Genomic DNA, 23,597 nt, shown 5'->3' with positions numbered 1-23,597 from the left:
TTTGATTTTGCAGGTTACACGTTTTGAACAACAAAAGTTACCGCATTTGTTTTTAGCTGAATTGATTTATTGTTACGCATGATGTTATATGTTAAATTTTTAACTCCTATATGGATTTCTTTCCATCCCTTATACATATTTTTAAGTGTATTCAGCACGATTTCAGTAGAAAGATTTATTTCTATTAATGCGTCTAGTTCTTCATTCGTTGCTAAATCGATTTCTTGAAGATTAGTATTTACAATGAGACAATTGACGCCATTATGTTTTGTCCCATGTTTCATTGATAAGAGTACTTTTTCAAAGGCTTCTTTTGACTGGACGTGTTCTAAGCTCGACACCGCAACAATGTAATCATAACTTTCAGGCTGGATATCATAATTTTCAATTTCTATTTTTATTATTTCGATTGCGTCAAGTACACGGTGTTCTTCACTATTTTCTTTTAACTTTGTTAATGCAGAGTCTAGTAAATCGACACATGTAACTCTCCCACCATTATCGAGTATCTTTTGTGCGATTGGAATACTATTTCTTCCGACGCCAGAACCGAGATCGAGTACTTTCACTTGAGCTTTGTTTTCAAAATAACTCATCATATCCATTACTGTTTTTACTGGTTTGTAAAGCCAAGAGCCAGCCTCGAACAATTTATATTGTTCATAACAAAGGTCATGATACTTTTTTTCTTCTTGTCTAATGTACGCTATTTGATTCATTTTTTCACCTGCGATTTCTTATAATTAAACGGATAGGTTGGGCAGCCTTTAATTTGTGTTTTTATTCGGAATACACCACCAGCATTTGGATAAACTTCTAATTGATTGGGATTCATTCTTGTTCTAGCGGTTGTAATATATAATTCTGTTAAGTCTGGTCCTCCAAAAGTACAGGAAGTTACATTCATTGCCGGAACAGGGACTGTTAAAATTTTTTCGCCAGTCATTGGATTCCATCTTGTGACTTTAGCTCCGCCCCAATGCGCAATCCACAAACAACCTTCTTCATCAATTGTCATGCCATCTGGTAGTCCATCACCATCAGGTATAAATATTATATCAGTTGGATTGTATATTTTTCCAGTATGTAGGTCATATTTAAATCGAACTACCTTTTTTGTAGGGGTATCAATGAAGTAAAGATATGTATGGTCAGGTGACCATGCTAAGCCATTTGATGTATTAACGTTTTTCAATTTCTTTTTCACATTAAAATTAGTATCTAAACAGTAGAGAGAACCAGCTCCATTAATACCATAGAAATCTGTAGTTCCAGCCCAGAAACGTCCAGCAGGATCACACTTTCCATCGTTAAAGCGATTTTCTGGTAAATGAGGTTCTGGGTCATAAATAAGCTTTAGTTCCTTTGTTTCCAGATTAAGAGAATGAAAACCACGCTCCATTGCTAATATAACTCCGCCAGATGCATCTGGAATGACGCATCCAATTTGTTGGTCAAATGAAATTTCACGATTTATATTTGTAATAGGATTATATATAAACAACTTTTTTCTAGAATATCAACCCAGTATAGCAGGTGTTTCTGTTCATCCCAACAAGGACCTTCTCCTAAACTCGTTTTAGCATCAATAACTAATTCTAATTTTCCTAACAATGTATTTTTCTCCTTTCTAAAAGACTAACTTATAAAATTTCGCTGAAAATGGTGACAAAACCTTTTAGTACGGAAAAAATTTACAATCATAACATTGTAAATTATTATATGGAAAATAACTAATAACAAAAATAGCAATGAAGAGAAGAGTAGTTAAGAATGATTGCATACAGAGAACTCCGGTAGCTGAGAAGGAGGAGTAAGAATCTTAATGAAAAAAGACTTGGAGCTGCGCATGGAACTAACTTGTTTAGGGATGATGCGACGGGTTCTCCCGTTATAGAGATAGGGTATAAGCACATTTTGCCGTACCTGAAGAGATTAATATGGTGACATATTAATAAACTGAGGTGGTACCACGAAGTGAACAACTCTCGTCCTCAAGATGAATAATCTTGGGGGTGGGAGTTGTTTTATTGTATTTAAAAAGAAATTGATAAACAAAAAATTTATACTGAGGTGAATTATATGCATTGGGCGTATCAAATAGCGCATGAACTGATTCGAAAACACCCAAATAAAGAAATGTTTGTATGTGCATCTGGAATTAGGCCTTCTGGATCTGTTCATATAGGAAACTTTCGAGAAGTTATAACCACTTACTTTGTTGTAAGAGCACTTCAAGATTTAGGAAAAAAAACAAGATTTATATTTTCATGGGATGAATATGACCGCTTTAGAAAAGTTCCTAAAAATATTGATCCATCATTCGAGGAATATATAGGCATGCCATACTGTGATATTCCAGATCCTTATGGTTGCCACAAATCATATGCAGAGCATTTTGAAAAAGAATTTGAAAAATCATTAGAAACTTTTGGTATTGAAGTAGAGTTTATTTATCAGCATCAAGAATATAGAATGGGTCGATATAATCAACATATACTCCAGGCATTAAAACGAAGAAAAGAAATCTATGATGTATTAATAAAATTTAAAACGAGTGAACCAACTGAAGAAGAGCGAGAGAATTTTTATCCAATTACGCTATATTGCGAGCGATGCGAGAAAGATTCAACGAAAATAACAAATTTTGATGAAATATCGGAAACAATCCAATATGAGTGTGAATGTGGAAAGTATAATACATTAGCAGTAATGCAAACGAATCTTCTGAAATTAAAATGGAAAATTGATTGGCCGATGAGGTGGATGGTGGAAGATGTGATTTTTGAGCCGGGAGGTAGAGATCATTCAGCTGAAACGGGTAGCTACAATGTTTCAAAGGAGATAGCTAGTAAAATTTTTCATTATGAGGCACCGAATTATGTTGCCTACGATTTCATTAGAATAAAAGGGGATAATCAAAAAATGTCTAGTTCCACTGGGAACATTATTACCCCGAGTAAGTTATTAAATGTATATTTATCAGAGGTCATTCTATTTATGTTTTCAAAATATAAACCAAATGCAGCGTTTCATATTGGTATGGATGAAGATGTAATTCGAAATTATACAGAGTATGAAAGATATACGGAAAGCTATCAAAACAAAATGTTAAATAATGAAGATTTATGTGATGCATTGAAACTTTCAAGAACGAATACTGAAAAAGTTAAACTACCAAAGTTTAATCAAGTAGCAGGTATCTTACCATTAGTGAATTTTGATAATCAAATTTTACAGGAAGTATTAGTAAAAACGGATGAAGACTATAACTTGATTGACATCATGAAAATAAGTAACCGTGTAGAACACTGGATTCGAAATTTACAGCCTCAAAAACTGATCGAAGTAAATCGAGGGAAAAATTGGAAGTTTTACGAAACATTAGAAGATGAACAGAGAAAATGGGTTTTAGAAGTTTGTGAACTGATTCGTATGAATGCAGATAGTTCAAATTTAATGGAACAAATATATGCAATTTGTCAGAATGAAAATAAAAAGATAATGAAAGAGAATCAAAAATTACTTTTTAGAATCATTTATAGACTTGTTATTGATCATCCAAGCGGTCCACGAATACCACTACTTATAGATGTAATAGGCGTTGAAAAAGTTGTTTCATTATTAGATTTTTGTAAGTAATTAGGATAGGGACTACCTTAAGTGAAAATTATGGTATTAAACTATGTATGAGGTGATTAATAACATACAAAACATTTTATACTATATTTTAAAAGAGAGGAAAGGGGATGTAAAAGCATCCCTTTTTCTACACTACATCTTACATCATATCCATCCTTTTTCATCAGCAATACGGATAGCTTGAAACCTTGATTCCGCTTCAAGTTTTTGCATAGCGGATGATAGATAGTTTCTAACAGTCCCGTTTGTTAAATACAATGTTCTGCCGATTTCTCTCGTTGTCATTCCGTTTTTAACCATACGGAGTATTTCTGCTTCACGGTCAGTTAGTGGGTTATCTTCTTTTAAAAACAATGTAGCAGCTAAGTCTGTACTCACTAGACGTTCTCCGTTCATTACTTTACGAATAGATTCAATAAGAAAGTCAATCGGTTCGTCCTTTAATAAATATGCTTCTACTTTTGCGTCCATCGCTTTTTGTAAATATCCTGGACGAGCAAAAGTTGTAACGATCATTATTTTACAAGGGTGTCCTATAGTTCTTAATTTGTCGGCAATTTCTAGTCCAGTAATGTCTGGGATTTCAATATCAAGAAGGCATACATCAGGTTGTTGACCCAAAATAATATCCCAGGCATCTTGTCCATTTGAAACTTCTGCGATTACTTCGATATCATCTTCTAGCTTTAATAAAGAAACGAGTGCTCCGCGAAGCATCTTTTGATCTTCCGCAATTACGATACGAATCATTTCACTTCCGCCTTTCTTTTCTCAATTTACAAAGCTAATTTATTTTTCTTATATTTGCTGAAATCGGTATTTTCAATAGGATTGTTGTCCCGTTGTTTCGTAATGTATGTATATCTACGTTGCCTTGCAATATCTTCATTCGCTCTTGAATGGATTGAATCCCAAAACCAAGCGAATCATGTTGGAAACCAATTCCGTCATCACTTATTTTGATTTGATGCCATTTTCCGTCTGTTTCTTGAATAATTGTGCATTGTTTTGCTTGACTATGTCTTAAAATGTTTGTGACGGCTTCTCTTATAGAGAGAGCAATCATTGTCTCTGCAACATTTGAAAGCAAAGGTGCATTTCCAGCTGTTTTCATAGTGAACCGGATGCCAGCTGTATGTAATAGCTCTTGTACATGAGCTAATTCACTTTCTATTGATATGTATTTCATATCAGTAACAAGTTCACGTACTTGTTTTAATGCAAAACGTGATGTATCTAAAATATCATTTAATTCTTGTTTTGCTTGGAGTGGATCCTTTTCTATTAATCGTATTGTCAGTTCACTTTTCAGTTTAATCATTGTTAATGTTTGTCCGAGTGTATCATGAAGGTCTCTTGCGATGCGGTGTCTTTCTTCTTCTTGAATATATCTTTCAATTTGAGAGTTTGCGACGCTCAGCTCTTTCTGTAAAGACTTCGCTTTTTCACGAATATGGATGACAATTGGCTGTACAAGTTGAAGAATAAAAGCAAGAAGAAATGAAGTTTTTAATATGTAAAAAGGGTAACCAAAGGTATACCAACTAACTAGAAAAAACATCATTGCGATACCGACTGTACCGATGCCGACATACAATTTAGATTGGGCTCTTCCTAATAAATTTCCGATGATAAAACCATATAAAAGTAGCCATGATTCGATGAGTATTGCAAGTAGTGCAAATAATACGCAGCTACATAAACTGGAAAGGAGAAGACGCCAATCTCTATACCACAATTCGAAATAAAAAGATAATAAAACGAGCAGTAAAAGAACAATTTTTAAGAATAAGTTAACGCTCGTTTCTGCTCGAATTACATTGTAAATTAAAAGGACAATAAAAATAACATCTAAGTATAAGTACTTTTCGATTTGATCGTGTGGATAAATTTTCTTTAACATTCCACAATCCTCCTACAAAGAGGGAATAAGGCCTTGTAATAAGTCCTATTTCAGGTTAAAGCTCACAAGAACGTGAAAGGAGGATTCTTAGTGAAATCCCACTAAGAATCTTTCATTAAACCAGCTGTGTATCTTCGAGCGGCCTCCATTGGACCAAATTTAAATCTAGCTAGCCAAAATGTTGCAAAGTAAATTTCAAATAGGCAGATGCAGAGCCAAATAAAGACAATCGATAATGAATTCACTTTCCCGCCAAAGCCGAAGCCCCAACCGTAAAAGAGTATAGAAGAGAGGATGTTTTGAAGAACATAACAGCTAAGAGACATTTTTCCTACGTTTTCAAGGCGCTGCCATAGCCAAAAGTCTTCAAATCCTTCTATCATTTTAGCAATCAATGCAATATACAAAATAGAAAAGAAAGGTGCAAATAAATAGCGAACTGGTAAATCAAAAATACCGCCCGGAATAAAGATTAACAGATTGAGAGGGACACCAATCACAATTCCGATTTTTAGCATTTTTGTACGAATTCTTTTCCCATTTTCATCAGGAGAAAAGGCTCCAGCACGCATAAGACGTATTCCTAATAAGAAAAGAAAAATATTCATTGGGATAACAAAAATGACTTCTATTCGATTCAAAATAAAGTTTGTTAGTCGATAGTGAATTTGTTCGAACCAAGTTCCATTGCTATAAAGTGCTACAACTTCATTAGCGCTATCTAATGAAATGTTGATTCCTGTAAATTTTAAATACATAAATATAGCAAGAATCAAAAGCATAACAGTTCCATGAAAGATACCTATTATCTTCATAGCTCGATGAATCCATTTATCACCACGTTTAATAATAAAAGCAACAATCATTGCGGTTATTCCATAGCTCATTAAAATATCATATTCCATAACAAGAGTGAAATGAATGAAACCTTCTAATAAAAGTAGAAAAGAAGTCCATAGGTAAACACCAGGCCATGTATTGCCTTTTCGTAAAGATTGTTGATATTTCAATTCAAGTCCTACACCAAACATGATTGTTAATAAACCAAGAAGTTTCCCGTTTACTAAAAATAAGAAGAAAAGCCGAATGAAATCATTAAGTGACGCCCACCAAATTGCATGATCAAACGTAAAAATATAAGAAAGATCTCCTAGATATGCAAAAATCCAAATGTTTGTACCGAGTGTTCCTAACACAGCGAAACCCCTTAATATATCAAGCAAACGAATTCTTTTGTTGTTATTTCTCATTGTTTTCCTCTTTTCTTATAATTTTGTCATTATTGTATCTTTAAAAAGGAATTTTTTATATGCACAGGTGTCAGTTAAAGGAAATGACACCTGTCATATAGGTGAAGAAATGAAGTATTTAAATAGTCATGCAATGAATTCTTAAAAATAAGTACGAAAAAATATGGTAGTATATGCTTACGTAGAGATTATAAGAAAGGAATGAAAAAATGGTTAAAATTATGATTGTGGAAGATGATCCTAAAATCGCAGAATTATTATCTTCTTACATCGAAAAATATGGGTATCAAGGAATTGTTATCGTCGATTTTCAACGCGTATTAGATATTTTTTTACAAGCAAAACCAGACTTGGTGTTATTAGATATTAATTTACCAAGTTTTGATGGCTATTATTGGTGTAGGCAAATTCGCGCTGTTTCTACGTGTCCCATTTTATTTATCTCAGCTCGTGAAGGTACGATGGATCAAGTCATGGCTTTAGAAAATGGCGGGGATGATTATATACCAAAGCCGTTTCATTATGAAGTTGTAATGGCGAAAATTCGTAGTCAACTAAGACGCGCATATGGAGATTATGCACCAAAAATAGAAGAGCGAATGATTGAGCAGCAAGGACTTACTTTATTTCCAGAGCGCTTAGTATTACAATTGCGCAGTCAAGAAGTTGATGTAACAAGAAATGAAGCGATTTTGTTAGAGATGCTAATGAAAAATTATCCGCGTGTTGTAAGTAGGGAAGTATTATTAAATAAGCTTTGGGATAGTGAATCTTACGTTGATGATAATACGTTAAGCGTCAACACAACGCGTGTTCGTAAAAAACTCCAAGCATTAGGAATTCGAGAGGCGATTGAAACAATTCGGAGTGTTGGCTATCGTTTACATATTACATGGGAAAATGGTGGGAGAAAATGATAAAACTGTTTCTACGAGAACATATCCCGCTTCTATGTTTTACAGCTTTTCAGCTCATCGCTATTTTTCTTGTGTATTGGTTTGATGGCTATCGCCATGTAACCACCGCGCTTTATGCAATGTTTTTAGGAGTATGTTTTTTACTTGCTTATTTATTATATCGCTATTTTACTCATAAGTCTTTTTATGAAAGGTTAGCAAATCCGATGCAATCATTAGATGAATCTGTACAAAAATCTGACTTCTTCCCTTTGTCAACTGCACTGCATGAGTTATTAGAAGTACAATATCGTCATTATCAGAATCAATTACAAGTGCAGGAACGTAAAAATGAGGAACATTTAACTTTTATGAATCAATGGATTCACCAAATGAAAACACCTTTATCTGTTATTGAATTAATGACACAAGATGAAGTTGACCCTCGATTTGTTAGTATTAACGAAGAAGCAGATAAACTAAAAAAAGGGTTAGAAATGGCTTTATATGTTGCGCGTCTAGAAACTTTCACACAAGATTTCTACGTAGAAAGAGTGCAATTATATAATTTAGTAAACGAAGCAATACATGAACATAAGCGCTTTTTTATTCGGAATTTTGTATATCCAGAAGTCAAAATAGAAAAAGACATCGTTGTAGAAAGTGACGCGAAGTGGCTTCGATTTTTAGTTGGTCAAATTTTATCTAATGCAATTAAGTATTCAGCCGGTAGTAGAGAAAAAATTATAATAAAAGCATATAGTGTAGATAAGACCGTCACCTTAGAAGTAAGAGATTTTGGAGTAGGCATACCAAAACAAGATATGCCACGTGTGTTTCAACCTTTCTTTACAGGAGAAAATGGTAGAGATTTCAAAGAATCTACTGGGATGGGATTATACCTCGTATATGAAATTGCGAAACAGTTAGGTCATCAAGTAGAAATACATTCTGAAGTTGGAAAAGGTACAACTGTAAGAATTATTTTTTACACTTCATAAAAAAGCTGATGAAATAGACTTTTTCATCAGCTTTTTTAGAAATCTTACATAGTTGTAAGGTGAATGAAAGACGAATCAATATGAGATGTAAGATAACTCCTTTACACTTTAAACTAAGCAGAATAAATGAAGGGAGAATGTGGTATGGAAATATTGCAGGCGAAAGGAATTAGTAAAGTATATAAGGGGAAAGTTCCTTATAAAGCTCTTGCTGATATTGATTTATCTATTCAAGAAGGTGAGTTTGTTGGTATTATGGGTCCGTCTGGTAGTGGGAAAACAACATTGTTAAATATGGTATCTACGATTGATTCACCAACATCAGGAAACATTTTAATAAATGGGATGAATCCTTTTCAGCTGTCATCTGAAAAACTAGCATTATTCCGTCGACAACAGCTAGGATTTGTTTTTCAGTCTTTTAATCTTCTCAGTACACTTACCGTAAAAGAAAATATTGTGTTGCCAATGACGTTAGATGGAGTGGCTGTAAAGGAAATGAATAAGCGGGTAGAAGAAGTTGCAGAAAAGTTAGGCATTCTGGATATTTTGCATAAAAGAACATATGAAATTTCAGGTGGTCAAGCACAGCGAACCGCAATTGCTCGTGCAATCATTCATAAACCACAATTGTTATTAGCGGATGAACCTACGGGAAATTTAGATTCTAAGTCTTCGAATGATGTGATGAGTATGTTAGAAGAACTGAATAAGAAAGAACGTGCAACCATGATGCTTGTTACTCATGATCCATATGCAGCAAGTTATTGTAGTCGCGTTATCTTTATTAAAGACGGTGAATTGTATAATGAAATTTATTGCGGTGAAAGTAGACAAGCTTTTTATCAAAAAATTATGGATGTTCTCTCGTTGTTAGGAGGGAAAAGACATGACTTTTCGTCAATTCGCATTTAATAATGTTTTCCGTAATAAACGGACGTACGCTGTTCATTTTTTAAGCAGTACATTTTCTATTATGATTTTCTTTACGTATGCGCTTTTATTATTTCATCCTGATTTAACTGGTGAGTTAAAATCGACAAGTGAAACGATAAGTGAACTTGGTACAATCGGGTTTAGAATCTCACAAGGTTTGATTTTTATTTTTTCATTTTTCTTTATCTTATATTCAGTCAGCTCATTTTTAAAAACACGTAAAAAAGAATTTGGTATTTTAATGATGCAAGGAATGTCGATGAGGCAGTTAAAGAAGTTAGTGCTCATTGAAAATATGTTAATTGGCTTTTGTTCAATTTTAATAGGTATTATGATCGGCCTTATATTTTCAAAATTAGTACTACTTATTAGTGCAAGTATTTTAATGATAAACAAGGGATTACCTTTCTATATTCCAACTCAAGCAGTATTATTAACTGTTATTACATTTCTTTTCTTATTTTTAATTGTATCACTGTTTACTTTTAAAATGATAAAAGTAACAGAGCTTGTGGAACTCATTCAAGCAGAAGAAAAACCAAAACCTGAACCGAAAGCTTCTATTATTTTATCGCTTCTATCATTTGTTAGTATCAGTTCTGGATATGGAATCGTACTTTATATTAACTTTAGAAGAATTATCTCTTTTCCGTTATTGGGATTAGGTGTGTTATTGGTTATAATCGGTACTTATTTTCTGTATACACAATGCAGTGTTTTTCTGTTGCAAGCTGCCAAAAAGCGAGAATCTTTATTTTTAAAGAAAACAAATATATTGACGTTCTCAGAACTAATATATCGAATGAAAGATAATGCAACGATGTTTTTTATTGTGTCTATCATTTCGGCAGTCGCGTTCACCGCAATTGGAACTACTGCTGCACTTGGAAATAAAGAACTGTCAAGAATGACCAATCCCTATACGTTTACCTATATGAGTTTTGAAGAAAATAAGATGGAAAATGAGCACCTTGCTGTAATTAAGAAATATCTTAATGAGGCAAATATTGCTTATCGACTGGGCTCTGCCTCTACTAAATATACGGAAAGCAATGTTTCTGTTATGAAATTAAGTGAATATAATGATCTTGCGAAGGCTCTTGGCTACCAAAAAGAAACGCTTGATAGAGAAGATGAAATTTTGCTAGTTCCAGGGTGGATAGCGCAAAAACAAGAGTTTGAAAATAGCCAATTTAAAAAGAAAATTGAAGTGATTCATGGGGATTGGATGAAAACATTTCATGTAAAGAAAGCTGTTAAGAACTTAGTTCTACCACATGAGGTAGGAAACACTTTAATTACAGTACAAGACCAAGTATATGATAAAGTTCCATTCATTGCTCGTGAGGATTTCACGTTCTCTAAAGAGCGTATTTACGGATTTGTTGTAGATGATTGGATGAGAACTAAGGAAATTTCACATCAATTAAATAACATACTGGGTAGAGAGAGTGGAGAGCGTAGTTTTTATTTCGAAGCTTTAACATTGCAGTGGTTACAAGCGAAACAAACAAACGGATTGTTACTTATGGCAAGTGTTTTAGTGGGAATTGTCTTTTTTACATTTGCAGCGAGCTTTATTTATTTCCGTTTATATACAGATTTAGACCGGGATCAACAACAATATAAAGTGATTTCAAAGATGGGATTAAGTAAGCGAGAATTAAAAAAGGTTGTAACAAGGCAGCTGTTAATTATGTTCTTTTTACCAATTATCATTGCGGTAATTCATACTTCAGTTGCATATATCGCCCTACAACAATTGGTTGATTTTTCTATTCTAAACAGTTCAATCATTATCTTAATATCATTTGTCTGTATACAAATTTTATATTTCTTTATGACTCGTTGGCGTTACCTCCAAAAACTTTATAAGACAATGGATCAATAAAGGTACTATTACTAGGGCTTGATTATATTATAGAGAAATGAAGTTTCACCTTAAACCCTATATCTGATAACTAATTCGTTTAACGAAAGGAGTCGTAATGAAAAAAACAGTATCGATTTTTATGTTAATTGTCCTAGCCATAATAAGCTTAAGTGCTTGTTCGAAATCTAAGGAGAATACACAACCTGCGAGCGGAATAATAATGATTGGAGACGAACAATATACATTACCAATTTTTGTGCGTTACAAAGAAAATATAAAAGAAAAAGAGGTATTTGAAGTAAAGACAGGCAGCGTGGGTGAAAATAAAGTGCTTATTATAGACGAGTCTACAGCTCAGGCTATGATTAAAGAGAAAATTTTTCGGACGAATAATGTAAATAACAGTTTAGATTATATTTCAATAAAAAAATTACCAACGATCCCCAAAGGTCATTCGTTAGTATTTACACATGAAGATCAAGAACATATAGAAAGTATAGATTTAAATGGTCAAACAATACCGGTTCAATATGAAAGTAATGCTTGGATTAGAAACTCTCGTGATTACAAATCTCAATGGTACCTTATTGTGGCGAAAAATGATGTATATAAAGAAATAAAAGCAAATGAAACAAAATTACAACTCATTCACTTCAAAAAATCATTAGGATATGAAAAACCTAAGATGTCAACAGATAATACAATTGTAATCGAATATTTAAAATTAAAAAGACAAGTGAATGATTTTCATAAATTAATATCGGTCAAATTTGTTACTTTTGAGGATAAAGGTTAAAAGGGACAGGGAATTGTCAACAAAACTTTATCAATATGTAACATTTCATAATAGATAGACAATTCGGATAATATAGTTTACATTATTTTTAAGTTAATAAATGTGATAGAGAATTGGAGATCCACGCTATATAACCATTGCACGTTGCATTGGTATATCTATGTGGATCTTTTTTCTATTACGAAAAAGGGGGTAAAAATGAAAGCGCTTTATTAGGGTGGATAGAAAAAGAAAAGGGGATGTAAAATGAAAAGATTACTTTGGGGATTATTGATCGTATGTTTTATCGCTTCTAGTGTAGTACTTCCGGTGCCAACACATGCAGAGGAAGGAAAGAAAAACAACAATGCAATTATTCTTGTACATGGTTTTACAGGTTGGGGAAGAGATGAATTATTGGGTGTAAAGTATTGGGGTGGTGTTCACGATATTCAAGAAAATTTAAAGAGAGATGGATACAATGTTCATACTGCCGCTGTTGGACCGTTATCAAGCAACTGGGATCGCGCTTGTGAGTTATATGCTCAAGTTAATGGTGGAACAGTTGATTACGGAGCCGCTCATGCTGAGAAACATGGACATGATCGATATGGGAGAACATATACAGGGTTTGTTCAAAATTGGAGTGAGACAAATAAGGTTCATTTAGTAGGACATAGTATGGGTGGTCAAACGATACGTACGCTCGTTCAATTATTGAAAGAGGGAAATCAAGAGGAGCGCGAGTATGTAAAACAGCATGCAGATGTGACAATGTCTCCGTTGTTTCAGGGGGGAAAATCATACGTTCATAGTGTAACGACATTGGCAACCCCTCACAACGGGACAACCCTTGCAGATGGAAGTCTACTCTTACCTGCTGTAAAGCAATTACTCATCGCAACTGCTGGGATTGGAGAAAATAATAATCTAGCATTATATGATTTTAAGCTGGATCAATGGGGAATTAAAAAGAAAGCTGGAGAATCATTTTATCAATATTCAAACCGTGTATTAAATAATCCGATTTTAAAGGATACAAAAGATATAAGCCAATGGGATTTAAGTACAGATGGAGCAAAGGACTTGAATGATTGGGTAAAAGCGCAACCAGATGTATATTATTTTTCTTACAGTGGACATGCGACACAAGCAACGCCTATAACAGGACTTCACTTGCCACACATTACTATGAATAAAACGTTAATGGGGAATGCGATTTTCTTAGGGGCATATGCAAGGTACGAACAGGATCGTACATTTATTGATTCATCCTGGTGGCAAAATGATGGTGTGGTAAATACAAATTCGATGGTAGGACCATCAACTGATACGATTATAAATAATAATGGCACAGCAGAGCTTGGAAAATGGAATCATATTGAGACAAAACAAAACTGGGATCACCTTGATATGGTTGGGTTAAGCGTTTCGGATTCCTTAGGTTTTTCTGATATTAATGCTTTTTATCGAGAGATCGCTGCCAAGTTATCAAACTTACCGAAATAACCGGATTCATAATTATATTAAGATATAAAAACTCCCTCAAGTTTATTTAAGGGAGTTTTCTTTCGTGAATCACATCATATTTTCGGAGTATAATGGGGTTAATATCAAAATAGTATAATAGTTTGAGGTGATAATATGAGAGTTAATATAGTAATATCTGGATATGGAACTGTTGGAAAAGAGTTTGTGAGATTAGTATTTGAGAAAGCTTTATATGTAAATGAGATGTACGGCATCGAACTTGTCCTTACTGGAGTTATTGGAAGTACAGTCAATCTCTTTAGCGCCAAAGGTTTACATATTAAAGAATTATTAACTTATGGTACGGGTTCTGATGCATTGGAGAAATATCTCAAAAACTATCCACTTGAAAAAAGTGAAAAAATGCCTTTTGGTCATGTATTAATAGAATCAACACCAACTAATCTTCAAACAGGTGAACCTGGAAGAAGATATATTGAAACAGCGATTGGAAATCATATGGATATAGTCGCTATTTCAAAAGGTACACTTGTTAGCGCATGGAAAGAAATAAAGCAAAAAGCAACGCAAGCTAACGTACGTATTCGTTATAGCGGGGCAACTGCAGCTGCACTTCCTACATTAGATATTGGGCAATTTAGTTTAGCGGGATGTCAAATTGAAAGTATAGAAGGTATTTTAAATGGAACAACAAATTATATTATTACAAAGATGTATGAAGAAGATGTAACATTCCAGGAAGCATTGCATCAAGCGCAGCGTAAAGGGATAGCTGAAACGAACCCATCATTAGATGTAAGTGGTATGGACAGTGCCTGTAAGCTATTATTGTTAGCGAACAGTTTATTTCAGTCAGAATACTCTCTTGATTATGTAAGTGTAAAAGGGATAGAGGGTGTTACAAAACAAGATATAGAGAAGGCAAAAGCACAAGGTAAATTTCTAAAACTAATTGGGACGGCATATAAAGATTATTTAGGAAATCTTAAACTTGAAGTATATCCGCGTGAAATAGAGAAAGAACATCCGTTGGCTTATGTAAATGGAACGGAAAAAGGAATCACTTTTCATACTGATATTATGGGAAGAGTTACTTCTACCGGGGGAGCTTCGAGCCCGAGAGGAGCAGCAGCGGCAGCTTTGAAAGATTTAATTAATTTGTATCGAAAAGATGTGTGATGAAAATATTTGACAGTTATATGGATTATGTTATGATAAGTATCAAAGTTAAATAGTTATATATCTATCCACTAGGGGGGCCTTTAATAGGCTGAGATTAAAGAATACCTTTGAAACCCTTAGGACCTGATCTGGGTAATACCAGCGTAGGGAAGTGGAAGTGACAGAAGATGATATTTTTACAATATTGATGATGTCCAGTCCGCTTTCTTTACGTGTGTGTAAAGAAAGCTTTTTTATTTTACACACCTATTTGAAGTAGATCCTAGTAGTCTAGTAGTTAACGAATGATTCGTTAAGAAACTTGTTTCATTTTTTATTATTAAAACGTTTATTGGAGGGTCTATAATGTCATTTTCACAGTTATTACGTAAAGAAGTTAATCCGATTTGGGAGGCAAGTTTTAATCATCCATTTGTGACAAAACTAGGGGACGGAACATTAGATTTAGCTAGTTTTCGCTATTACGTTCTGCAAGATTCATATTATTTAAGTCATTTTGCAAGAGTCCAATCGTTAGGAGCAGCAAAAGCGATTGAATTAGAAACGACGGCTCGCATGGCGCACCATGCACAAAATACATATCAAGCTGAATTATCACTGCATGAGAATTTTGCGAAAAAACTAGGAATTACGGAAGAAGAAAAAGAATCGTTCATTCCTGCACCGACGGCTTATGCGTATACATCACATATGTATCGCGCTGCATACGAGGGACATATCGGGGATGTTATCGCAGCGATTTTGCCGTGCTATTGGCTTTATTATGAAATTGGTGAGCGACTCAAGGGATGTAAACCTGAAGAACCAATTTACCAAGAATGGATTTCAGCATATGGTTCTGACTGGTTCCGTACTTTAGTAGAGGAGCAAATTGCTAGATTAGATGCCATTGCTGAAACAGTAACAGAAGCTGATCGTAAGCGGATGCAACAGCATTTTGTAATTAGCAGTCAATATGAATATTCGTTTTGGGAGATGGCTTACACATTAGAAAAATGGTCAGTGGAAGAACAAGTAGAAGATGTAAGTTTATAATGAAAAGCTATGTCTTTCATCATGCATACATGAGTATAGAAAATGACTAACTTAGTTTAGTCATTTTTTTGTACAAAAATAATATTTCTAGTTTTAGAAAAATCAACTTCACTAATTAGATGCTTATATATTATTAAAAAATTACATAATAAAAAGGAGGAAGAGGGTAGTTTTTATTGAAGTTTGTTTATGATATCACATAAAGGGCGTAAAGAAGTTTATTAATCTCTTTGATATTTTTTATTTTCCTTACAATGCTTGGAATGTTGTATGAAAAGGATTTAATTTTGAAAGGAGTCAATAAATATGAAAACAAGAAAACGAATAGGGAATAAGCTTTTACTCGTTAGTGCAATTTGTACGATAAGTATTCCTTCTGTTTCATATGCGGAGGAAGTAATTTCACCTAAAAATTTCGTGAGTTCTTCAAGTTTGTATGAGGGGCGGAATACGGACGTATTGAAAACAAGTTTTTATCCCAATACATATAATAATCCGTTCAACCACCAATTTATTTCAACTTTAAAGGAAACAAACACAAATATAAAAGAAACAGACAATGTTAATGATGAAAACCCTGTTATATCTACTACTCTTACATTTATCCGTGATATGCATGCTGAAAATTATAAATCTGCATTTGATTTAACTTCTCGATCTTTACAGAAGATAATATCTGAAAAATGGTTGGAGAGTTATTGGAAGGGACTCCCAGTACAATTGCAAGCAGGTTCTTTTATGGGAATTGGAGAGGTAAAGCAAAAAGAGACGAATTCCGTTCATACAAATGTAGAAATTGGATTAGTTTTTGAACAATTTACTGTGCCATTACTAATAAAGTTAGACCCATCTGGAAAAATAGATGATTTTCAATTTAGCATGTCGTTTAGTCCTGTTGCAGAACGTCCATCATATAGTAAGCCTGAATCATTCATTGAAAAAGAAGTAGTAGTCGGAAGTGGTGCGTTTCCATTACCAGGAACATTGTCTGTTCCAAAGGGAAAGGGTCCTTTCCCAGCGGTTGTTCTTGTTCAAGGATCTGGAGCGAGCGATCGGGATGAAACTGCGTTTGCCTTAAAACCTTTTCGTGATTTAGCTGAAGGTCTTGCCTCGAAAGGTATTGCTGTTCTTCGTTACAATAAACGAACGTATGAACATGGCTTAAAAACACAATTAAGCCCTTTTTATACAGTCGATAAAGAGACAACTGACGATGCACTTCTTGCCACACGTTTTCTTCAAAATGAATCAATGGTAGACAAGAATCAAATTTATATCCTTGGTCATAGTCAAGGTGGAATGATGGTTCCGAAAATGATCGAAAAAGATCAAAATCAAAATATTGCTGGAGCAATTGTAATGGGAGGACCAGCTCGTACAATCCAGGACGTTGTTTTAGATCAATTTGACTATCTTTTTTCTATTGGAGCAATGAAACCTGAAGAATATAAGTTTTACAAAGCGCAATTTGAATTATTAAATGATCCAAACTTCTCTAGTCAGAATCCTCCAAAAGATTTTTATTTAGGATCACCAGTATTTTGGGATTCTATCCGTAAAATGAAAGCAGCTGAAATGTCTAAAGAACAAAAAAAACCGCTTCTTATTATCCAAGGGGAAAGAGACTATCAAGTTCAATCAAAAATCGAAATTCCTCTTTGGAAAGAACAATTAAAAGAGCGAAATAACGTTGATTATCGACTATATCCAAAATTAAATCACTTCTTTACAGAAGGAGATGGGGAATTAAGTAAACCGGATGAATACTATAGTCCTGCCAATATTCCTGAGTATGTTATAAATGATATTGCCACTTGGGTGCAAGGGAGAGCCGAATTTAAATAGTACAGTATATTTATGAGAGCAGCTAATTCCGTTTACAAAAAACATGGGGAATTAGCCTGTGTTTTTTGTACTTATATGAAGAATTTTAAAGAGGGGGATTATCTATGACAAGTGTAAATGAACAGAAAAGTATAGAAGAAATTTTAAAAATCGCTGAAAAAAATGGCTTGCAATTGAATAAAGACACCGCTGAATTAAATGAATCAGGAATGGACTTTCAGGTTGTATTCGCTAATGATGAGAAGAGCGTTTCATGGGTTCTCCGGAAACCAAGAAGACCAGACGTCATTGAAAGAGGAGCATTAGAAGGGAAAATACTTGAGCTTGTTCAAAAATATGTACCTGTTGCAGTACCAAATTGGAAAATCAACACACCAGAATTAATTGCTTATCCATTAGTAAAGGGTAACCCTGCAGCAGTGATTGATTTAGAAATACAAAATTATGTGTGGCATATTCAAAATAATCCACCTTCTATAACATTTGTTCGATCTTTAGCAGAATCGCTCGTTGCTTTGCATTCAATTGATTATAATGAGGCGACTAAGTATGGCATTGAAGTTCTTCAACCTGCTGAAGCAAAGCAATTGTTAATAGATAGAATGCATCAAATAAAATCAAAATTTGGTGTGTCAGATGAACTATGGGAGCGTTGGCAAACATGGCTTGCGGATGAATCGTATTGGCCGAAGCATTCTGCATTTGTTCATGGTGATCTACATCCACCACATATTTTAGTTGATGAAAATACGAAAGTAACAGGCCTGCTAGATTGGACAGAAGCGAAAGTAACAGATCCCGCTACTGATTTCACCCTCTATCTTACAATCTTTGGAGAGGATAATTTGAAAGTACTATTAAATGAATATGAAAAAGCAGGAGGGAAAGTTTGGCAGAGAATGTTTGAACATATTATTGAACTTGGTGCTGCTTATCCGGTAATGATTGGATTATTTGCACTACAGACAAAGGAAGAGGCACATATGGAAATGGCACGTGGAGCTTTAGGGATAGGTGAAAAATAGTAAATCACATTGTGTGAAGTAGCTGCGTTGTAAGGGAAAGTATAATCATATTAACAAAGAAAGAGGTATATTCAAGTTGTTGAGCTCTTGACCATCACACATTTGAAGATGGGAAAGCACGTTAAATATACAGCAAGATAATTTCAAGATCCCGCTAATTTACAAATAGCGGGATTTGTCATTTCTTTATACAAATCTAGATCTCTATTGTCAATTATAGCTTTGTTTTTTTGTTTACTTTTTGGTACTAGTAGGATTAAGATGATTTTTAGGAATGTTATTTATAATTTGGTGGAAGTGAGGAATATGTTAAAAACAACAAAATTTGCTTCGATATATAGAAGAAAGATAGAAAACTGAAAGGGATGAGAGTTATGAAGAGACTTGATGTGCTTTTAATGGTACTCAGCTTCCTATTTCCAATTGCAGGTATTATGAAACAAATTCCTCTTGAATTGTCATTGTATTTAGGAGGACTGTTGTTTTTCACCAGTTTTGGAAGCTACTATGCGAAACGAATGTATTCACGAATATGTAGTTGGCTTGCTTACACTATATTTATTACGTTTTTGCTGGCGATTTGGAATCAATACGCAACAGCTAGTTCGTTACTAGCAAATGCTAAAATCGCTGCATGTATTGCGGTTATTCCGTTATTATTCCGATTTCGTACTTATGCAATTACTTTAGGATTACTTGCATTATGGGGTGGTTTATTATGGGATATTAAGCAAACCCAATCATTAGCTGTTCTTGGACGTATTATGAACTTATTGACTTCAGAACGACTGTATCTACTCTTATTAGTAGTCGGATTTATACTTGGTGGGTTGCTTGCCAACATGCTAAAACGTGGTAATATCAATGAAAAACAAGAAAAAACAAATCTATTCAAACAAAAAAAGAAACGAATCAAACCGAAATTTAAAATTCGCATTCCTAGTCTACCAAGATTGAAAGTGAAGATGCCAAAGTTCAATAAAAGATCTTCTAATTCAAAAGAAACACGTACGTATGAACCAAATCTTGAAGAAAGAACACCAGCGTATCATACAATACAACCAGAGCACCAACATCACGAAATGGAAACAACGCAAGGTCAAACAAGGATGGAACGAAGAAGAAATCGTTATAATGCATAGAGAATATTCCTAGACGAATACTTAAAAACGCAATGTCCTTTTATTGTACGATAAATGGTTATTGCGTTTTTTTTACTATTGTTGAATTAGTTTATTAAATATTATGGGATTAATGAAAAAATAACTTGATTAAAATAAATGAATTTTCTATCATTTAATGTTGACAAAATAAATTTAACTATGTAATATGATAGTTAAATTTCAATAATAAAAATCGTTGACTAAGAAGAGTACGTTTAATTGATGCGTTGCAGAGAGCTGGGATTGGTGCGATCCAGTACGATAGATTATACCGAATGGACTTAGGAGAGGTACGTTGAAACATTAGGAGTATGCGACCCGGGTGCCGCCGTTACAAGGATGAGGATATCGAATCTATTTTTCCGTATCCAAAAACGAGAGGATTCTTAGTCTATGTGACAAAGAATCAAAAGAGGTGGCACCACGGTATAATCGTATATATCGCCCTCTACATGCTTTACTGCATGTAGAGGGCTTTTTGCGTTCACACGTTTTTTCTTATTTAACAATTAAAAACCAAAGGGAGGAATTAACATGAATTTATTACAAGCGGAAAATGGATATTTTGGAGAATTTGGAGGGAGTTTTGTACCAGAGCAACTAAAAGAGGCTTTAATTCACCTAGAGGCTGCATTTAATAAATACAAAGATGATCCAGAGTTTATGAAAGAATACGAGTACTATTTAAAAGAATATGTAGGGCGCCCGAATCCATTGTACTATGCGAAGCGTTTAAGCGAAGAAATTGGTGGTGCAAAAATCTATTTAAAAAGAGAAGACCTTAATCATACTGGAGCACATAAAATTAACAATGTATTAGGACAAATTTTGCTCGCAAAGAGAATGGGAGCAAAACGTATCATTGCAGAAACGGGAGCGGGGCAGCATGGCGTGGCTACAGCTACTGCATGTGCGATGTTCGGAATAGATTGTACGATTTATATGGGAGGGCTGGATACAGAACGTCAACAATTAAATGTATTTCGTATGGAACTATTGGGAGCGAAGGTAATTGCTGTTCAAGAAGGGGGACGTACTCTTAAGGAGGCGGTAGATGCAGCACTTGAAGATTACGCTCAAAACTATGAAAATACATTTTATTTATTAGGTTCTGCACTGGGACCACATCCATACCCAACAATCGTTCGTCATTTCCAAGCTGTAATTGGAAGGGAAGCAAGAGCACAACACATTGAAAAAGAACAGCGTCTACCTGACTATTTGGTTGCTTGTGTAGGTGGAGGAAGTAACGCAATTGGGTTATTTGCCCCATTTTATCATGATAAAGAAGTAAAAATGGTAGGTGTTGAACCAGGTGGTAAAGGGATTGAAACAGGGTTGCATGCAGCACCTCTCACGGCAGGAGAGCCTGGTATCATCCACGGATTTAAGTGTTATATGATGAAAGATGAAAATGGAGAAATTGCAGAAGCTCATTCCATTGCCGCAGGACTGGACTATCAAGGTGTTGGACCAGAACATAGTTATTATAAAGAAACCGGTCGTGCAGAATATGTAGCAATTAATGATTATGAAGCATTAGAAGCGTTTCATAAATTGTCTCGTGTTGAAGGTATTATTCCTGCATTGGAAAGTTCCCATGCAGTGGCTTATGCTATGAAATTAGCAGCAATGCTACGAAACGATCAAAGTATTATTGTTAACTTATCAGGGCGCGGTGATAAAGACGTACAACAAGTATTTGAAATGAATAATCAGAAATAAACGTATGTAAAAGAATTGGAAAAGCGATTTTTTGTTCAGTTTAAAATAGAAAATCGCTTTTCTCTATGTTTTTCACCGGGACCACATCTTTTTTCAATTAAAGCTATCCACCCATTAATTACAAGTCAACGTAATGCCTCTATATTTAATTGTTTTTATACAGTATCGGAATATCAAAAATGAAATTATAAATGACGGTATTTTGAACAATTTAGAAATAGATTGCTAATCATTTTTTTATTGAATATTCTTAATTTAAAAGAAGCACATTGACGGAGGTGTTACTATTGCTCATTATCATCACTATATCAGCATGTCTCTTAGTGTGTATTAGTTTATTGCATGTTTATTGGGCATTTGGCGGAAAATGGGGAATAAAGGCAGCGATTCCAACTGATTCTAGAGATAAGGTCTTTACGCCTAGTATTGGGATGACGCTATTAGTTGCGCTATTACTATGTGTAGCGGCATTACTATTATTATTACAGGCAAATGTTATTTCCTCATTTATTCCACGTGTCATCATTCAAATCGGTTCTTGGATTTGTATGTTTGTATTTGCGATAAGAGTAATTGGTGAGTTCAACTACTTTGGTATTTTTAAAAGAAAAAAAGATACGTATTTTGCCAAAATGGATACAATAGTGTTTATTCCACTATGTGCTTGTTTATCTTTTTCATTTTTCTTAGCAATTATTAGATGAAGTCTCATTATATGTTACACTATAAAGTACATTATTTTGCGAATAGAGGGAAATAGATGATAGAAAAAATAGAAAAAATCAAAAAAGTTGTCAATGAAATGCAAGAGGACGAAGCAAAACAGTTGCTTCACGGTATTCTCCTGCAGTTAGATTTGTTAAAAAATAATTACAACGAAGATTCATTTACATATTTAACGAGCATTCCGAACGAATTGATAGATTATGCATTGCATAAGAAAAATATAACCGAGAGCACGCACATTCATATTACTTTTGGGGAATCTAGTGCAGGCTGTTTAAAGTACATGTTAAAGAAAAAGAAATCGCAGCAAGAGTATGTTATTTCATTTTCAGAGTTTTTTTCGATTGGCCCGATCAATCAGTTGGGGACAACCACTGGACAGCATTCGAGGCAGCAATGGTTATCTAAAAACTTAAATTTAGAAGATTTATATTTTGAAGAAGAATATTTACCGAAGTTTATCCAATCATTACAAGAACTACAATCCATTCCAATGGATATGCCGATTACGATTTGGACTGGAGAAAATGCAAATGAATACGTTGGATTATGTTTTGCGCTTGTTCATTTAAAAGATAAGAAAAACATTCGAATTATTAATACGTCAGAAGCTCATAGAAAGTTGTTTCAAAAAGAAAATGAAATTTATGTGATTGGCGGGACGGGTGAGTTAACACCCGAGAATCTAGCAACGATTTATGAGAAGTATGAGAAGGGGATTATACTTACTGAAGAAACGCGAATACAACTAGAACAAGAATGGAAATTGCTTTCTGAAACGACAAATTTATTACGAATCTGGGAAGATCATAAAGTTTTCTCAGTAAAAGAAACATATTTTGATTCTTTTATGATTGAATGTGCGAAGAATTTGGAAAAAGATGAAATAGAAAAACAGTTTTATAAATCAGCGAGGCTTATTGGAGAAGTTCTCGGCCAACTAGAACAATCAGTAGGAGATGTTTTCCTTGAATATCGCTTGCGTACATTAATTCAACAAGGTGTATTTGAAATGGAAGGAACTTTAAAAGCGATGCGCTATTACAGTGTCAAACTGAAGAAGAGCCATTAGGAAAGGACTGCTTTACAGTGTTCATTATAAAAAGCCCGATTTCTCAGTATTAAAGTT

At 34.2% G+C, this 23,597-nt stretch carries 19 protein-coding genes, 1 pseudogene, 1 riboswitch and 2 other annotated features; of the genes and pseudogenes, 15 read left to right on the top strand and 5 right to left on the bottom strand.

Annotated features, from left to right (window positions below; genetic code table 11):
* Nucleotides 1-14: 14 nt before the first annotated feature.
* Both LOK41_RS08665 and LOK41_RS08660 read right to left on the bottom strand, forming a co-directional pair.
* Nucleotides 15-719 (bottom strand): class I SAM-dependent methyltransferase, encoded by a 705-nt coding sequence (locus LOK41_RS08665; protein WP_241816111.1) that lies wholly within the window; start codon nucleotides 717-719, stop codon nucleotides 15-17.
* Nucleotides 716-1,614: pseudogene (locus tag LOK41_RS08660) on the bottom strand (SMP-30/gluconolactonase/LRE family protein). Before LOK41_RS08660 ends, LOK41_RS08665 begins: the two are co-directional and overlap by 4 nt.
* Before the next feature lie 128 nt (nucleotides 1,615-1,742).
* Nucleotides 1,743-1,999, top strand: a binding site (T-box leader).
* Nucleotides 2,000-2,082: 83 nt separating this feature from the next.
* Between LOK41_RS08660 and lysS the strand changes: the two are divergent.
* Nucleotides 2,083-3,642 carry a lysine--tRNA ligase gene (lysS, locus tag LOK41_RS08655; RefSeq protein WP_241816110.1) on the top strand — a complete coding sequence of 520 codons (1,560 nt, stop codon included), beginning with the start codon at nucleotides 2,083-2,085 and terminating at the stop codon, nucleotides 3,640-3,642.
* Nucleotides 3,643-3,786: 144 nt separating this feature from the next.
* Here the strand turns inward: lysS and LOK41_RS08650 are convergent, their stop codons facing one another.
* The 3 genes from LOK41_RS08650 to LOK41_RS08640 form a co-directional block, all read right to left on the bottom strand.
* The gene (locus LOK41_RS08650) at nucleotides 3,787-4,392 is read right to left on the bottom strand and encodes a response regulator transcription factor (protein ID WP_241816109.1); all 606 of its coding nucleotides are present in this window, start codon (nucleotides 4,390-4,392) and stop codon (nucleotides 3,787-3,789) included.
* A gap of 34 nt (nucleotides 4,393-4,426) precedes the next feature.
* Nucleotides 4,427-5,545: a sensor histidine kinase gene (locus LOK41_RS08645; RefSeq protein WP_241816108.1), complete on the bottom strand. Its 1,119-nt coding sequence runs from the start codon at nucleotides 5,543-5,545 to the stop codon at nucleotides 4,427-4,429.
* Nucleotides 5,546-5,646: 101 nt separating this feature from the next.
* Complete coding sequence (locus LOK41_RS08640; protein WP_241816107.1) at nucleotides 5,647-6,795, bottom strand: DUF418 domain-containing protein; 1,149 nt, start codon at nucleotides 6,793-6,795, stop codon at nucleotides 5,647-5,649.
* 209 nt (nucleotides 6,796-7,004) lie between these two features.
* Here LOK41_RS08640 and LOK41_RS08635 point away from each other — a divergent pair, with 209 nt between their 5' ends.
* The 14 genes from LOK41_RS08635 (at nucleotide 7,005) to LOK41_RS08570 (ending at nucleotide 23,540) form a co-directional block, all read left to right on the top strand.
* Nucleotides 7,005-7,712: a response regulator transcription factor gene (locus LOK41_RS08635; RefSeq protein ID WP_241816106.1), complete on the top strand. Its 708-nt coding sequence runs from the start codon at nucleotides 7,005-7,007 to the stop codon at nucleotides 7,710-7,712.
* Nucleotides 7,709-8,692: a sensor histidine kinase gene (locus LOK41_RS08630; protein ID WP_241816105.1), complete on the top strand. Its 984-nt coding sequence runs from the start codon at nucleotides 7,709-7,711 to the stop codon at nucleotides 8,690-8,692. Before LOK41_RS08635 ends, LOK41_RS08630 begins: the two co-directional genes overlap by 4 nt.
* Nucleotides 8,693-8,836: 144 nt before the next feature.
* Nucleotides 8,837-9,607 carry an ABC transporter ATP-binding protein gene (locus LOK41_RS08625; protein ID WP_174099893.1) on the top strand — a complete coding sequence of 257 codons (771 nt, stop codon included), beginning with the start codon at nucleotides 8,837-8,839 and terminating at the stop codon, nucleotides 9,605-9,607.
* Nucleotides 9,582-11,519, top strand: a complete 1,938-nt coding sequence (locus tag LOK41_RS08620) for an ABC transporter permease (protein ID WP_241816104.1) — start codon at nucleotides 9,582-9,584, stop codon at nucleotides 11,517-11,519. Before LOK41_RS08625 ends, LOK41_RS08620 begins: the two co-directional genes overlap by 26 nt.
* 97 nt (nucleotides 11,520-11,616) lie before the next feature.
* Nucleotides 11,617-12,297, top strand: coding sequence for a lipoprotein BA_5634 family protein (locus LOK41_RS08615; RefSeq protein ID WP_241816103.1), 681 nt, complete (start codon nucleotides 11,617-11,619; stop codon nucleotides 12,295-12,297).
* Between the two features lie 246 nt (nucleotides 12,298-12,543).
* Nucleotides 12,544-13,785, top strand: a complete 1,242-nt coding sequence (locus LOK41_RS08610; protein ID WP_241816102.1) for an esterase/lipase family protein — start codon at nucleotides 12,544-12,546, stop codon at nucleotides 13,783-13,785.
* Nucleotides 13,786-13,920: 135 nt separating this feature from the next.
* A complete protein-coding gene (locus LOK41_RS08605) occupies nucleotides 13,921-14,946 on the top strand; it encodes a homoserine dehydrogenase (RefSeq protein ID WP_241816101.1) in 1,026 nt (341 codons plus the stop codon).
* Nucleotides 14,947-15,009: 63 nt separating this feature from the next.
* Nucleotides 15,010-15,116, top strand: a riboswitch (TPP riboswitch).
* Between the two features lie 178 nt (nucleotides 15,117-15,294).
* Nucleotides 15,295-15,984, top strand: a complete 690-nt coding sequence (gene tenA / locus LOK41_RS08600; RefSeq protein ID WP_241816100.1) for a thiaminase II — start codon at nucleotides 15,295-15,297, stop codon at nucleotides 15,982-15,984.
* A gap of 306 nt (nucleotides 15,985-16,290) precedes the next feature.
* On the top strand, nucleotides 16,291-17,829 hold the full coding sequence (locus tag LOK41_RS08595) for an alpha/beta hydrolase (protein ID WP_241816099.1): 1,539 nt from the start codon (nucleotides 16,291-16,293) through the stop codon (nucleotides 17,827-17,829).
* 104 nt (nucleotides 17,830-17,933) lie between these two features.
* On the top strand, nucleotides 17,934-18,854 hold the full coding sequence (locus LOK41_RS08590; protein WP_241816098.1) for a macrolide 2'-phosphotransferase: 921 nt from the start codon (nucleotides 17,934-17,936) through the stop codon (nucleotides 18,852-18,854).
* A gap of 374 nt (nucleotides 18,855-19,228) precedes the next feature.
* Nucleotides 19,229-19,996, top strand: a complete 768-nt coding sequence (locus LOK41_RS08585; protein WP_241816097.1) for a DUF3959 family protein — start codon at nucleotides 19,229-19,231, stop codon at nucleotides 19,994-19,996.
* Between the two features lie 208 nt (nucleotides 19,997-20,204).
* Nucleotides 20,205-20,469, top strand: a binding site (T-box leader).
* Between the two features lie 82 nt (nucleotides 20,470-20,551).
* Entirely contained in the window at nucleotides 20,552-21,742 is a 1,191-nt protein-coding gene (trpB, locus tag LOK41_RS08580; RefSeq protein WP_241816096.1) for a tryptophan synthase subunit beta, read from the top strand.
* A 287-nt stretch (nucleotides 21,743-22,029) separates the two neighbouring features.
* Nucleotides 22,030-22,446, top strand: a complete 417-nt coding sequence (locus tag LOK41_RS08575) for a DUF3995 domain-containing protein (RefSeq protein WP_241816095.1) — start codon at nucleotides 22,030-22,032, stop codon at nucleotides 22,444-22,446.
* 56 nt (nucleotides 22,447-22,502) lie between these two features.
* A complete protein-coding gene (locus LOK41_RS08570; protein WP_241816094.1) occupies nucleotides 22,503-23,540 on the top strand; it encodes a DUF1835 domain-containing protein in 1,038 nt (345 codons plus the stop codon).
* Nucleotides 23,541-23,597 lie beyond the last annotated feature (57 nt).

Origin of the sequence: Bacillus sp. TL12, from assembly GCF_022625245.1 — a bacterium.
Classification (GTDB): Bacteria; Bacillota; Bacilli; order Bacillales; family Bacillaceae_G; genus Bacillus_A.
The sequence above is the reverse complement of the archived record's forward strand: the minus strand, read 5'-3'. Positions and strand labels throughout refer to the sequence as shown.